General features: G+C 40.4%; 15 protein-coding genes. 6 read left to right on the top strand and 9 right to left on the bottom strand.

Annotated elements, in window-relative coordinates; genetic code table 11:
• The first annotated feature begins 213 nt into the window (after nucleotides 1-213).
• Nucleotides 214-2,094, top strand: a complete 1,881-nt coding sequence (parE, locus tag CYK47_RS08275) for a DNA topoisomerase IV subunit B (protein ID WP_122900692.1) — start codon at nucleotides 214-216, stop codon at nucleotides 2,092-2,094.
• 43 nt (nucleotides 2,095-2,137) lie between these two features.
• Here parE and CYK47_RS08270 read toward each other — a convergent pair whose 3' ends face one another.
• From CYK47_RS08270 to alc, 4 genes are all read right to left on the bottom strand, one after another.
• A complete protein-coding gene (locus CYK47_RS08270; protein WP_122900690.1) occupies nucleotides 2,138-3,553 on the bottom strand; it encodes an SLC13 family permease in 1,416 nt (471 codons plus the stop codon).
• A 78-nt stretch (nucleotides 3,554-3,631) separates the two neighbouring features.
• Entirely contained in the window at nucleotides 3,632-4,384 is a 753-nt protein-coding gene (locus CYK47_RS08265; protein ID WP_122900688.1) for a sulfite exporter TauE/SafE family protein, read from the bottom strand.
• Between the two features lie 52 nt (nucleotides 4,385-4,436).
• On the bottom strand, nucleotides 4,437-4,928 hold the full coding sequence (locus CYK47_RS08260; protein ID WP_171961546.1) for an ureidoglycolate lyase: 492 nt from the start codon (nucleotides 4,926-4,928) through the stop codon (nucleotides 4,437-4,439).
• Between the two features lie 58 nt (nucleotides 4,929-4,986).
• Entirely contained in the window at nucleotides 4,987-5,988 is a 1,002-nt protein-coding gene (gene alc / locus CYK47_RS08255; protein WP_122900829.1) for an allantoicase, read from the bottom strand.
• Nucleotides 5,989-6,184: 196 nt separating this feature from the next.
• On the opposite strand from alc, the gene hpxO reads away from it, so the two are divergent.
• Complete coding sequence (gene hpxO / locus CYK47_RS08250; RefSeq protein WP_122900686.1) at nucleotides 6,185-7,342, top strand: FAD-dependent urate hydroxylase HpxO; 1,158 nt, start codon at nucleotides 6,185-6,187, stop codon at nucleotides 7,340-7,342.
• Between the two features lie 151 nt (nucleotides 7,343-7,493).
• A complete protein-coding gene (locus tag CYK47_RS08245) occupies nucleotides 7,494-7,976 on the top strand; it encodes a DUF1877 family protein (RefSeq protein WP_122900684.1) in 483 nt (160 codons plus the stop codon).
• Here CYK47_RS08245 and CYK47_RS08240 read toward each other — a convergent pair.
• The 5 genes from CYK47_RS08240 to puuE all read right to left on the bottom strand — a co-directional run bounded on the left by CYK47_RS08240 (nucleotide 7,953) and on the right by puuE (nucleotide 11,281).
• Nucleotides 7,953-8,471: a GNAT family N-acetyltransferase gene (locus CYK47_RS08240; protein ID WP_122900827.1), complete on the bottom strand. Its 519-nt coding sequence runs from the start codon at nucleotides 8,469-8,471 to the stop codon at nucleotides 7,953-7,955. The genes CYK47_RS08245 and CYK47_RS08240 overlap by 24 nt on opposite strands.
• A 94-nt stretch (nucleotides 8,472-8,565) precedes the next feature.
• Nucleotides 8,566-9,306: an outer membrane protein OmpK gene (locus CYK47_RS08235; protein ID WP_122900682.1), complete on the bottom strand. Its 741-nt coding sequence runs from the start codon at nucleotides 9,304-9,306 to the stop codon at nucleotides 8,566-8,568.
• A gap of 99 nt (nucleotides 9,307-9,405) precedes the next feature.
• Complete coding sequence (uraH, locus tag CYK47_RS08230) at nucleotides 9,406-9,732, bottom strand: hydroxyisourate hydrolase (protein WP_122900680.1); 327 nt, start codon at nucleotides 9,730-9,732, stop codon at nucleotides 9,406-9,408.
• Nucleotides 9,725-10,222 (bottom strand): 2-oxo-4-hydroxy-4-carboxy-5-ureidoimidazoline decarboxylase, encoded by a 498-nt coding sequence (gene uraD, locus CYK47_RS08225; protein WP_122900678.1) that lies wholly within the window; start codon nucleotides 10,220-10,222, stop codon nucleotides 9,725-9,727. The genes uraH and uraD overlap by 8 nt, the downstream gene beginning before the upstream one ends.
• Before the next feature lie 93 nt (nucleotides 10,223-10,315).
• Entirely contained in the window at nucleotides 10,316-11,281 is a 966-nt protein-coding gene (gene puuE, locus CYK47_RS08220) for an allantoinase PuuE (protein ID WP_122900676.1), read from the bottom strand.
• Between the two features lie 239 nt (nucleotides 11,282-11,520).
• Between puuE and CYK47_RS08215 the strand changes: the two genes are divergently transcribed.
• The 3 genes from CYK47_RS08215 to CYK47_RS08205 all read left to right on the top strand — a co-directional run bounded on the left by CYK47_RS08215 (nucleotide 11,521) and on the right by CYK47_RS08205 (nucleotide 13,347).
• Entirely contained in the window at nucleotides 11,521-11,904 is a 384-nt protein-coding gene (locus CYK47_RS08215; protein ID WP_122900674.1) for an HPF/RaiA family ribosome-associated protein, read from the top strand.
• 113 nt (nucleotides 11,905-12,017) lie between these two features.
• Complete coding sequence (locus CYK47_RS08210) at nucleotides 12,018-12,563, top strand: ankyrin repeat domain-containing protein (RefSeq protein WP_122900672.1); 546 nt, start codon at nucleotides 12,018-12,020, stop codon at nucleotides 12,561-12,563.
• Between the two features lie 13 nt (nucleotides 12,564-12,576).
• Nucleotides 12,577-13,347, top strand: coding sequence for a transporter (locus tag CYK47_RS08205; RefSeq protein ID WP_122900669.1), 771 nt, complete (start codon nucleotides 12,577-12,579; stop codon nucleotides 13,345-13,347).
• Nucleotides 13,348-13,586 lie beyond the last annotated feature (239 nt).

Raw genomic sequence — 13,586 nt, 5'->3', positions numbered from 1 at the left:
CCAGTTGTTCAGCAGACAAACAATATTTTACGATTGCCGTCACAACAATCATGAAGTTTTGGATTATCGTAACGCAGAGCGTTATTATACGCAGGCAGCCCATGATGCTTTGCTGTTGATCTAGGCACAGCAAGCAGCTAATGGATTGTCATAGAAAAATACCCATGCTGCGGCAATTTTTTATCCGACTGTATCGATTAAGGAACACTGACTTTGTCTCAATATACGGCTCAATCACTTGAAGTTTTATCTGGTTTAGATCCGGTACGTCGCCGTCCGGGCATGTACACCGACACTTCACGTCCTAACCATTTAGCACAAGAAGTTATTGATAATGCTGTAGATGAAGCATTAGCAGGACATGCCAATAAAATCACCGTAAAAGTCTATAAAGATGGTTCGTTATCGGTCGAAGATAATGGCCGTGGTATGCCTGTTGATATCCATCCTGAATATGGGCAAAGCGGGATTGAAATTATTTTAACTAAGCTGCATGCTGGCGGTAAGTTTAGTACCGATAACTACCAATTTTCAGGTGGTTTACATGGGGTTGGGATTTCCGTAGTCAATGCCTTATCGACGCGTGTTGAAGTGAGTGTACAGCGCCAGGGTAATCTTTACCAAATGGTCTTTGCCAATGGTGAACCTGTTGCACCTTTAGCTGTGTTTGAAGGTAAAGCCCCAAAACGCGCCTCAGGTACCACAGTGCATTTTTGGCCAGAAGCCAAGTATTTTGATTCGCCTAAATTTGCCTTAAAAGCCTTAAAACATAATTTAAAAGCCAAAGCGGTATTAGCTGCGGGATTACAAATTAATTATGTCGATGAAATCAATGATGAAAAAATTACATGGCAATTTGAAAATGGTTTAGTCGATTATTTAATGGATGAGTTGCAAGATCGTGAGATTTTGCCCCATCCTGCTTTTGTTGCCACAGGTGAGGGCGAACGCGCGAGTGCTGAATTTGCCATTTGTTGGAACGTGGAAGGTGGCGAACAAGTTCAAGAAAGTTATGTCAACTTAATTCCAACTGCGCAAGGCGGTACGCATGTCAATGGTTTGCGTGCAGGCGTAACCGATGCCATGCGTGAATTTTGTGAATTACGTAACTTATTGCCGCGTAATCTTAAATTGTCTGCTGAAGATGTATGGGATGGCGTAAATTACATCTTGTCGCTGAAATTACAAGAGCCACAATTCTCAGGGCAAACTAAAGAACGTCTATCAAGCCGTGAAGCGGTTAGCATTGTGCAAAATATTGCCAAAGATGCCTTTGCACTTTGGCTCAATCAAAACTCTGAAATTGCCATGCAACTGGCGGAAATGGCGATTGCCAAAGCGGGGCGTCGTTTAAAGGCAGCCAAAAAAGTTGAACGTAAACGTATTGTTTCAGGGCCAGCTTTGCCAGGCAAACTTGCGGATTGCGTTGGACACACTTTAGAAGAATCAGAGCTGTTTATTGTGGAAGGTGACTCAGCAGGTGGTTCAGCCAAACAAGCACGCGATAAGAACTTCCAAGCCATCATGCCAATTCGCGGTAAGATTTTAAATACGTGGGAAGTGTCATCTGACGAAGTATTGGGTTCACAAGAAGTACATGATATTGCTATCGCGATTGGGGTTGATCCGGGCAGTGACGATTTATCTGAATTACGTTATGGCAAAATTTGTATTTTAGCCGATGCTGACTCAGACGGTTTACATATTGCTACCTTACTTTGCGCCCTATTCGTGAAGCATTTTAGAAGTTTGGTCGAAGAAGGTCACTTATATGTGGCTATGCCGCCACTATTCCGTATTGATGATGGTAAAGACGTATATTACGCTTTAGATGATGTTGAGCTCGAAGGCGTGCTGAAAAAAGCCAAAACCAAAGCGCCACAAATCACCCGCTTTAAAGGTTTAGGTGAAATGAATGCGAGCCAATTGCGCGAAACCACGATGGATCCAAATACGCGTCGTTTGGTGCAATTAGATTTAGATGATATGCAATTGACCGCAAGTTTATTAGATAAATTGCTGGCTAAAAAGCGCTCAAGCGACCGTAAACAATGGTTAGAGCAAAAAGGTAATTTAGCCGATATTGCGGTGTAAACAGCGTATTAAAATTAAAAAGCCCCCTTTGAGGGGGCTTTTTTTACATAAAAAACGCATACACAAAAAATGCGATGATAAAGATACATAAGATATTGAGCACTATGCCCACAGTCATCATTTCACGTTGTTTAATATGACCAGAACCAAATACAATCGCATTTGGTGGCGTGGCAACAGGTAACATAAAGGCACACGATGCACCAATACCAATCACAATCACTAATACTTCTTTTGGCATACCCATTTGATCTGCAATGACTGCAAATACTGGTACCAATAATGCAGCCGAAGCAGTATTGCTGGTAAATTCAGTTAAGAAGATAATAAAGATTGTCACCACAAAAATGATGATGAGAGGTGAAGTATCACCAAAGGTATTGGCTATGGTTTGACCTAAAACCAAAGAAGCGCCAGAATCTTTTAATACAGCACTTAAGGTTAAACCACCACCAAACAAGAGCAGTACGCCCCAATCAGTATTTTCCGATACTTGTTTCCAAGTCGCTGTGCCTAAAATCACCACTAAACAGGCAGCAAGTAAAGCTGTCCATGTGTCAGGTTGAGAAATCCCAAAGTTTTCTGAGAGTTTTTTACCAAAAATCCATGCAATTGCCGTACAGATAAATAAAATCATGGTGGCAATACGGGTTTTAGTCCATGCAATATGTTCAGCTTGAAACTCTACTTTATGATTGAGCTTAGGGCGCAGCACGATATATAAACTCAGTAACATGGCTGGCAATAAGATCAGCATCATAGGTAAACCGACTTTCATCCAGTCGGCAAAGTCATAGTCGAGGGCTTTGGCTGCAATGGCATTAGGCGGTGACCCCACTAAGGTGCCTAAGCCACCAATACTCGCTGAATAGGCAATCCCGAGTAGAATAAACACTAAGGTTTTACGATCATTTTTCGTATCTACATGTGAGGCTAAACCCAAGGCAAGCGGCAACATCATCGCTGCTGTGGCTGTGTTGGAAATCCACATAGATAATAATGCGGTGACTAAAAAAATCGCAAAAATGGATATGCCTAAATGTCCACCAGTTAAAGAAATAATCCCCATCGCGATTTTTTTATCTAGCTTTTGAATATGCAGTGCTGTTGCTAATGCAAAACCACCAAAAAATAAGAAAATCACGGGGTCAGCAAATAAACTTAAGGCTTTACTGGTGGTTAAAGGTTGTAAGGTTTTATCGGCTGCTTCAAAGGGCAGTTGTAGAACAACTGCTAAAACGGGGATTAATAGCGCCGTGATCGTAATATGAATGGCTTCAGTCAACCATAAAATACCAATAAATAGCAGCAAAGCCAGTCCCTTATTGGCGTTGTTGTCGTAGGGTAAAACTTGATAGCAGAGATAAGATAATATTGCTGCAATAACAATAATAATGCCACCTTTTAGCAAGTTTTTGGGTTCAATCTGTGCTGAACCTGTGCTTTGGGTTACAGACATAAGCGGGTTCCTTGTTGTGATTTTTTTTATTATGCTGTCATAGCTTGAGTCGTTTGTGCCAATAATAACAATATAGTTTTACAGCTGTAAGGCTTGGTAGAGGGCTTGCAGACCCAGTAACCCTAGCAATATTAAAATGCCCAAACGAAAATGGCTCTGCGAAATATGTTGCCGAAATCTATTAGCAATCAATACCATCAGAACAGCAGTCAGTGACAGCAAGATAATTAAACTCCAATTGTAAGCAAGTTGTTGTTTAATGAGTGACCAAAGTAAACAGAGTTGTACAATTTTGGTGAGTAAAAAAATTAAATTACTAATCAGGACTACCTCGTTTTTCTGATGCTGGCTGGCCATTAAATATAGAATTAATAACGGTGCCATGGCATTGCTAGCGCCGCCAATCACGCCAGCGGCAAAGCCAAATAGCACCATATTTTGTTTAGAGGCTTGTAAGGTTAACGGTCGCGCACGTAATTGGTCTAAGACATAGCCCAATAAAATCAGCCCTAACATCAATTTTAAATATTGTTCGGACAGATAAAATAATACAGTGACCCCAACACTGGTACCTATTAAACTGGCAATAATCAGCAAGGCATAGCGCTGTGTATACGTGATTAAACTTTGCCAAATAGGACGTGGTGCAGAACACAGCACACATACATTGAGCAGTAAGCAGGGAATAAGAACCACAACAATACTGATGGATAAGGGATAAAAATTGGCAACAATGGCAGTACTGAGCATGGGGAAACCAAAGCCGCTTAAACCATGTAATAATGCGGCTAAGGCACATAACACTAAAATAATAAGCTGTTGCTGATCCATCGTATTGTTATAGCTATGGGATGAAAGATTAGCTTAACTGAGTTTGCAGATTTTAGGTAATTTGAATCTCACTAAAGTGATATACATCGCAATTATGACCATCACCAATGCGATCTACTACAGCAAAAGTGCTTGGTGCTTCAAAGCTTAATAAAGGATGATGCCATGTACCCGCACGATAATTCACCCCTTGATTACCATCGGTTATAAAAGCGTAAATTTGGTTTAAATCAGGTTGCTGTGGATTTAAAGCTTTAGCGACTACCACTAAAAACGCCTGACCTTGCATGGGAATAAAGGCTTGAGAACCCTGCGGATGCCGCTCTAACAGACTAATTTTGACTGGTAAGCTAGTGGCTTTAATATTACGAAAAATACTAATCCCTGCTTTGGCATTGCCGCTAATTTCAGTTTCTACTAAGGCGTGATAACGTTCGGTGTGTGCATCATTAATATGAAAAAAATCCTGCTCATGGCAACTAATCACTTCGCCAAAAGCGGCAAAATTTTCACGGGTGAGTTTTTGAATTTGAATACTTTGCATAGAAATTATTTTTAAATTGAAAACGCTTAAGGCAAGGCACTTAAGCGTGAAGTAGACATTAAATTTTGCCAAATAAACGAATACGGCTAATTCCACCATCTGGAATCATATTGACCCGAATATGACTAATTTTTTCATGCGCTAGAATTTCATTTATATAGCTGTGAATATGATCCATTTGGGTCTCTTGCGCCTCTAATAAATAAGGCCAGAACATGCTTTGTGGAATCAATTGTGGATCGGTTGCATCTTTTATATAAATGGCTTGAATAGATACCTGTGCAGGGTAGTTTCCTTTAAAATGTGCAGTATCAATGTCGATTTTTTCGATATGACCCGCTTGACCTAAAGCCAAAATACACCAGTCAAAACCTGGCGCACGGCGGCGTTTGGTTTCCCAGCCATCTCCCATATTTATACCGCGACCCGGTTTAATCAAATTACGCGGATGCCCAAAATGAGCATCGCTATAAGCCACGACTCGTCCACCATTTTCGAGTGCCAATAAATCTAAACTTTGCTCGGTATCTGTGACTTGAATTTGTACCTGACCATATACTTTAAAACGTGCGACGCCACCATCAGGAAAAATATTAAGACGCACATGGGTATAGGTCGCCTGATCTGCAATATCAAATAGATGATGTTGCCCTGGGCCTAAAATACTGTTTTCTAAAATCGTGCACCATGTTGCAGCAGCCACATCGCCATTTGGTGCATAACATGCTTCGACCAAAGCAGAAGCAGGGTAATTACCAGTAAAAAAGCTGGTATCAATATCTAAAGCTTGAATTTTGCCAGCCACGCCAAGTTGAATGATTGCCCAATCATAGCCAGCATGACGTTTACGACGGGTTTCCCAACCATCCATCCATTTGCCATGATCATCAAATTTATCTTCTACAAATACTGGTGCTGCAAACTGTAACATACGCTGCGCTTTGGCAAAAAACTCATCTGAACAGCTTAAAACTTCAGCACCAATTTGGGCATCAGCAAGGTTAGTTAGCTGTTGAAGGTGAGTCGGAAGTTCAAAAACAGGGGCGGTCAAGGTTGCCATATTATTTTCCATTGTTGTGATCAGTGTTGTTGCAAGGTTGGGCAGCCTAAAGAAGTAAATAGCCCAAAATAATGCAGATTTGAGCTTTAAGATGCACAGCTTGTGCCAACTTTGCCTTTTTTTTCAGCACATTTTTCAAAATGGCATAGTTTTCGCTTTAAAGCAGAACAAGAAATGAGAATAAGCGGAGAATAAGATGGACATCGTGATTATTGGCGCAGGCATGGGGGGATTAACCACAGGCATCGCTTTAAAAAAGTTTGGTCATCAGGTGAAAATTTATGAGCAAGCAGAGCAAATCTTGCCAGTTGGGGCGGCAATTTCACTCTGGTCAAATGGGGTAAAGTGCTTAAATTACTTAGGTCTAACTGACAAAGTCGCAGCGCTGGGTGGTCAGATGGATCATCTTGCTTATATTGATGGCTTAAATGGTCAAGTCATGACTCAGTTTAGTTTACAACCTCTGATTGAAGAGGTAGGGCAACGTCCTTATCCTGTATCACGCGCAGAATTACAAGAGATGTTGATGCAGGAATTTGGCAAGTCTGATATCCATTTGGGCAAAAAAATGACTGGCATGGAAGATTTAGGTGACTATGTCAAAGTGCAATTTGCTGATGGCTCGACAGTCGAAGCAGATTTACTGATTGGTGCCGATGGTACTCATTCCATTACTCGTTGTTATGTTTTAGGTGAAAAAGTAGAACGTCGCTATGCAGGCTATGTCAATTGGAACGGCTTAGTGGAAATTTCGCCTGAGCTTGCACCCGCTGATCAATGGACGACTTTTGTGGGCGAAGGCAAACGTGCATCACTGATGCCAGTGGCGGATAATCGTTTTTACTTTTTCTTTGATGTGCCATTGCCTGTGGATTTAACCAATCAACGCAGTGAATATAAAGCACTCTTAAAACAGTATTTTAAAGATTGGTGTCAGCCAGTGCAGAACTTGATTGATGCCATTGATGAACAACGCACCAATCGTGTAGAAATCCATGATATTGAACCATTTACTCAATTTTATAAAGGCCGTGTAGTGATTATGGGTGATGCTGCGCACAGCACGACTCCAGATATCGGTCAAGGTGGCTGCCAAGCCATGGAAGATGCGATTTATTTGGCACGCGCTTTGCAAATTAATACTTTAGGTATTGAGGATGCTTTACAGCGTTATCAAAATAAACGTAATGCCCGTGCCAATGAATTGGTATTACGAGCGCGTAAACGTTGTGATGTGACGCATATGAAAGATCAGAAGATTACCGAAGATTGGTATGCAGATTTACGTAAGGAGCAAGGTCCACATATTATGCAGGGGATTATTAGCAATATTGTAGATAACCCCTTGGATTAAGTCTCTTTGAGAATAATAACAAGAAAAAACAAGAATAAATCACTACAGCGAAAGGGCATTTAGCCCTTTTTTTTTACACATTCACTCTGCAATGCACCATATAAAGGCGTTAAGCTAACAGATAGCGCATCCACAATAAGGAACAACAACGATGCAAATACTCCTCTTAGCACTTGATGCCAATAGCCTTGAGCAGCTGATTTTAAATGCTCAAACCACAGAAGATATTGTAAGCTGTCCAGCGATTCAATACCGCTTAGCCCTTGATCAAGATTGGCAAGCCCTAGATACTTTATTAGGTACCGATTCAGTCTTAAAAGAAGCACTGCATCCAATTCATCCGCTGACCCAGCATCTTATTCAGGGAGCCAGCGTGTATTATAATACAGTGGTTAGAGTATCCGATATTTATGAGACTTTAAATAATTTAGAAGTCACTGAATTTATTCAAGCCAAACACATCAGCCAAATTCAGGCCGCGCAAATTGCCAGCGATGTTGCACCAGATCAGTTGTTGGCTAGCTTAAGACTGAGTTTTAATCAGCTACAAAGTTTTTATTATCATGCCGCAGATCATAATTTGGTGATTGTGGCGCTAAGAGGTGAAGGCTTATTCGCCACGGGCTATTTTTAAATTCAGTTGCATATACACCAAATCACGCCAAGTCCCAAATTTAAACCCCATTTGTGGTAAATAACCAGTTTGTACAAAGCCAAGCTTTTGATGCAGATGAATAGAACCAACATTCTCTGCATCAATGGCAGCCACCATCATATGTAGTTTTTGAGTATGTGCATGTTCAATTAAGGCGTGCATTAAACGTTTGCCTAAACCATGACCTTGATATTCAGGTTTAACAAAGACCGAGTGTTCAACCGTATAGATATAACCGCTATTTTGACTAAAAAATGAATAATCGGCATAAGCCGCAATGTGTTGAGTGGCATCTTCCACCGCCACAACCAATGGAAAGCCATGTTGTTGTAAGTCGGCAAAGAAATTTTGCATATAGTCGAGGGCAAAAGTCTGGGTATTCCAGTTTGCTGTATTGTGTTCAATTTCGTGATTGTAGATTGCCAAAATCGCAGTAAGATCATCTTTGGTGGCAGCACGTAAACTAAAAGACATCATAAAAATGTACTCAAAAATTCATTGTATCTAAGAAAAATCTATAAAAAAAAGCAAGACCGAAGCCTTGCCTTTTTAACATCAAATGATGTGCTTAGAAGTGGTATTTTACTAAAGCGCTGACATCATTTTGATCTACACCTTTAATACCGTATTTGTTATTCCAAACAGAGTGCTCTACACCCACATATAGCTTAGTGCTTGGTGAAATGTGTTTACCTACATTCCATTTATATTGGCTAGTCCAGTTTAATTCGCTAGCATGAGTATCTTCAGCAGTTGACCAATCAAGGAATGCGTCCACTAAGAAATCTTCATTACCCAATTTAAACGGTACAGCATAAGTGATGGTCATTTGATAATCATCATCTTTATTAGATTTGCTGTCGTTATTTGCTTTATAAAAGTTGATATTGGCATAGTTGGTATACGGAACATCTAAGGCAAAACCAACACCATAAAGGAAGTTGTTAAAACCACGATTGTTATCGTAGTCAGCATTATGTTCCCAAGTGGTTGCGACCAATACATCTTTAACTGGGCCAAAGCTTAAGTCTTTACCTGAAACATCACCTAGGCTTAAACGTGGTGCAAGCTCAAAGTAGGTGCTTTGCTCATTTTCGTCATCCCATTGATGATCGACAAAGAAAAACACATCAGAGTATTTGTATTTAGCAGCATATTCGCCAGTAAGCGTAGTGCGTTGATCTGTACCTACTTCGTAGTTTTCGCCGTAAAGCGCAGTAAGGCTAAAGTCTTGCCAAACTGGTTTAGCTTGAGCCAACACAGCAGCGGAAGAGAGTGCACACAGTGCAGCAAGTTGTGTAAGTTTCATGAAAAAATCTCAGAGCCCATAAAAAGCGTAGTTAGAATACAGTGAATCAAATAAAAATAAAGCTAAAAAAGACAAACGGATAATTTAACCGTTCCTTTTTTAACTCCCTCGATAAGTTGAGTAAGAAAAAGCATTAATCAAAAGAGGAATATGATAATGCTGGCTTGCATCTTCTACCGTAAAATGAATCGCTGCTTTAGGGAAAAAAGTATTGATATATAAAGATTTAAAATAATCTGCTACGGCAAAATTCAAGCAGTAATCACCCGCTTGAATTTCATTTAAAGCAAAGGCATCACTAGTAATACGCCCATCTGCATTGGTTTTTGCAGTCGCCAAAATAGAGCCGTTAGCATCTAATAATTGCACGATTACATTGGCTGCGGGCTTACCTAAATGAGTATCTAAAATATGAGTACTAATCATGTGCTAATTCCTGTTCTAAACGTAAAAGAGCAATGGCCATTAATTGTTGTTTGACCACCTGTTGTTCTATCATTGGGTCGTTTTTTAAGCGGCTATGTAGTGCTGCTAAAATTTCTGTACTGCTTAGACCTGTAGCTTTAATTAAAAAGATATAACCAAAGCGTGCTTCATATTGGAGGTTAGCTTGTAAAATTAAATCTAAGGTTATTTGGTCTGTTTGTGCTTGAGCTTGTTCACGCGCAGAAAATTGTTGTTCTTTGGCACTTAAACTGGCTTGGGCTTTTTTTTCACCAATACGCGGATGGGTATTTAAAGCCTGTAAAATTTCCTCCCATGTCCATGTTTTGGCTTGTTGTTCGGCAAAATCCAGTACAGCTTGGCGTGATTCAAACGGGCGCTTGGCACTAATTTCATCTGCCCAACGTGGAATTTTGACGCAGTGCTCGAGTCGTTCTTGGATAGATTCCTGATTAAATTGGCTGAGTTGCATAATTTTTAAATCATTTTACTTTATCGCTTTGATTAGCAATAACAATGCCAAAATCGGATAGAAAAAACGCGCTGTTTTAGCGCGTGTTAGGTTTTATGCTGCAGGATGGTGCTGTTGCCAATGCCGTGCAATATCACCACGACGACAAATCCAAACTTTTTCATGGCTTTGCACATAATCCAAGAAACGTTGTAGTGCTTTAAAACGCCCTGGACGCCCTAAAAGGCGGCAATGCATACCTACAGATAACATTTTTGGTGCAGTTTCACCCTCGGCATACAGCACATCAAAGGCATCTTTTAAATATTGGTAAAAATCATCACCCGTATTAAAACCACCCGCTGAACTAAATTTCATATCATTACTATCTAAGGTATAGGGAATAATGAGATGAGGACGGCTGACTTGCTCTGAATTGGTGAGCGTGGTCCAAAATGGTAAATCATCACCATAATAATCGCAGTCATATTCAATCTGTGGGAATTCTGCCAGTAATTGACGCGTATTGGGGCTATCACGTCCGGTATACCAACCAATGGGTGCCTGAGCAAATAAAGCTTCCAATACCGTAATGGCCTGATGCATGTGTTGGCGTTCGGTTTCAATATCAATATGTTGATAATGCAACCAACGTTGCCCGTGCGACACCACATCGTAGTTAGCCGCTTTAATGGCTTCAACCACATAAGGATTACGCGCTAATGCCATACCCACGCCAAAAATGGTCATCGGTAAACCACGTTTTTGAAATTCGTCATGAATACGCCAAAAACCTGCGCGTGAACCATATTCATACATCGAATCCATCGACATATGTTGAGCATTAAAACTTGCTGCACCGACAATTTCTGATAAAAACTGTTCAGATGCTAAGTCGCCATGCTCAATATGGTTCTCTGCACCTTCTTCATAATTTAGAACAAATTGCACGGCAATGCGTGCTTGATTGGGCCACTGAGCATGTGGTGGGTTGCCATGATAGCCAACTAGGTCACGCGAATACTCGGAATTTTGAATAGAATCAATGAGTTCTTGACCAATTAAGTAAGAAGTTGTCACGTTTGGTATCCTTTTGATAATTTTTTTCAAATACCTCTTGCATATTTTAAACAGAAGCCCGATATTCAAAGCATAGAAGGACGCTTCTTAAGATTCAAAATATGCATCAATATAGGGAGGTTGTCTTCCAAAACAATACAGATGTAGTGCTATAGCAACAGCTAAGCGACAAGCGTGCCAAGATAGTCAAGTTTTGCACAAAAAAGATTTAGATAAAGATACGAAAAGAGGATGAGATTATGAACATTGAAATCCGTACAGATAAAAATATTCAAAATAGCGATCGTTTAATTGGTTATGTACGTGCAGAACTAACAGAAGAATTTCAACGCCATAGTGAGCGTATTACGCACTTTTCTGTGCACTTAAGTGATGAAAATGGGGATAAAGGCGGCGATGACGACATTAAATGTATGATTGAGGCACGCCCAGCAGGACTTAAACCCGTGGTGGTGAATCACCGTGGTCCAAATGTAGATAGCGCAATCACAGGTGCCATTGATCGTTTAAAACGTAGTTTAGAACACGTCATTGAGAAAAAAGATAAGCCGCGTGCGCAGCAACCAAGTTATGTTGACCCAGATAGTAGTAAAGATGACTTAGTTGATGACCAAGACGAATAAAGTATTGAGTTTAAAAAGCCCCTTTGGGGGCTTTTTTATTGGCAGCTAAATTTGTCATCACAAATCTAAGTAGATTGGGCATAATAGTGCTTAGATCAAAGAGAGAATAGTTTATGTTAAGTACACAACAACAAGCCCTAGCCACTGCCATCTCAGCCTTAGATGTTGCTGAAGTGGAAAGTTTATTGGCACAAGGGGTCGATCCAAACTTTATTATTGACAGTGAAACTGGCCCATTAATCTCACTTTGGTCAGATACGGTATTTGCATGGTGGGAACAACTATGTGAAGCCCACGAAGCCGGTCAACCACTCTCTGATGAACAAAAAGCTGAGAAGTTAAAACCATACATGCAAATTTTAGAAGCGTTGATTCAAGCCAAAGTGAATTTACATTTATGGGATTCAGAAGAAATTTATGGCCCACTTTGGGATGTGGCAAGCGCAGCGTGTTTACCTGCAGTTGAGCGCTTATTAACAGAAAAAGTCAATCCAAATACTAAAGATGAAGATGATTTAACGATTTTGTCATCGATTAGCCAGTTATTCTTTGATTGTGATTTTGATGAAATTGATTGGTCGCAAGCATTACCTGAAGAACAACAAGTATTAGAGTTATTACGTGCCAATGGTGCGAAAATGTCAAAAGAGCTCGCTTAACTTTGGAAAATATATGACAACACAACAAACCTTCGTTGCACTGGCAACTCTTGGCTTTAGCTGTTTAAGCTTTGCAGCTGATTATAGTTTTGACCGCCCAGGCACTGGCTTTAGTACCGCTACAGTACCAGTTGGACAGTGGGCTTGGGAACAAAGTATTGCCAATGCCCAATACCTTGAGTATCAAAATGAGCAAGGTCAAAGCGTTAAACATACTCAAGTCTATGCGGATACTTTATTACGCACAGGTTTAAATGATGATCTTGAGTTGCAACTTGGTTGGCAAGGTCCAGCATGGGCAAAAAGCAAAGTTGCTGGTCAGTCAATTGAAGAAGATGGTTTGGGTGATGTCAGTATTGGTCTAAAAAAAGCCATTGATTTAGATGATGAAAAATTATCTATGGCCTTATTGGCTCAAGCTGTTATTGCCACAGGTAATGACAACTTTAGTCTGCAAGATGATTTATATAGCTTAGGTTCTGTGGTGTCGTATGACTATAACCATGACCTAACTACCGCGATTAGCATGTTTTATGCTATGCAAGATGGTCGTTGGCGGGTGACTGCTGTACCTACGCTAGAATATAACTTTAGCCCTAAATTGGGTGGTTATTCGGAATTTGTCTATTCTAAAGCAGAAGGGCAGGATTACGAATATGGTTTGGGTTCTGGTCTGCTGTATCAAGTTAATTCACGTTTGCAATTAGATGCCAGCGTTGGCGTAGGTTTAAATGGCAAACATGATCACTATCAAGCAGCGTTAGGTTTTGCTTACGCTTTCTAAGCCTCATTTCAAATAAAGAAACAGCATCTAAGTACAGTCATATACTGAGCGAGGTGCTGTTTTTTTATGTTGCATAGCGTTAGAACCAGACACCTTAGCGGGATGTGTGTAAGCGTCCGCTGAACACACCTTATGAATTCATCCTATAAGCCTTAATTTAGTCCCCACTTAAAAACAAGTGGGGACTAAAATTTATGACTATAAATCACCAGACATCCATCGCATCTCTTGCGAAAAAA

It is taken from the genome of Acinetobacter sp. B51(2017) (assembly GCF_003711395.1).
Lineage (GTDB): Bacteria > Pseudomonadota > Gammaproteobacteria > Pseudomonadales > Moraxellaceae > Acinetobacter.
Note: the sequence above shows the minus strand (reverse complement) of the source record. Positions and strands in the feature narration are given on the sequence as shown.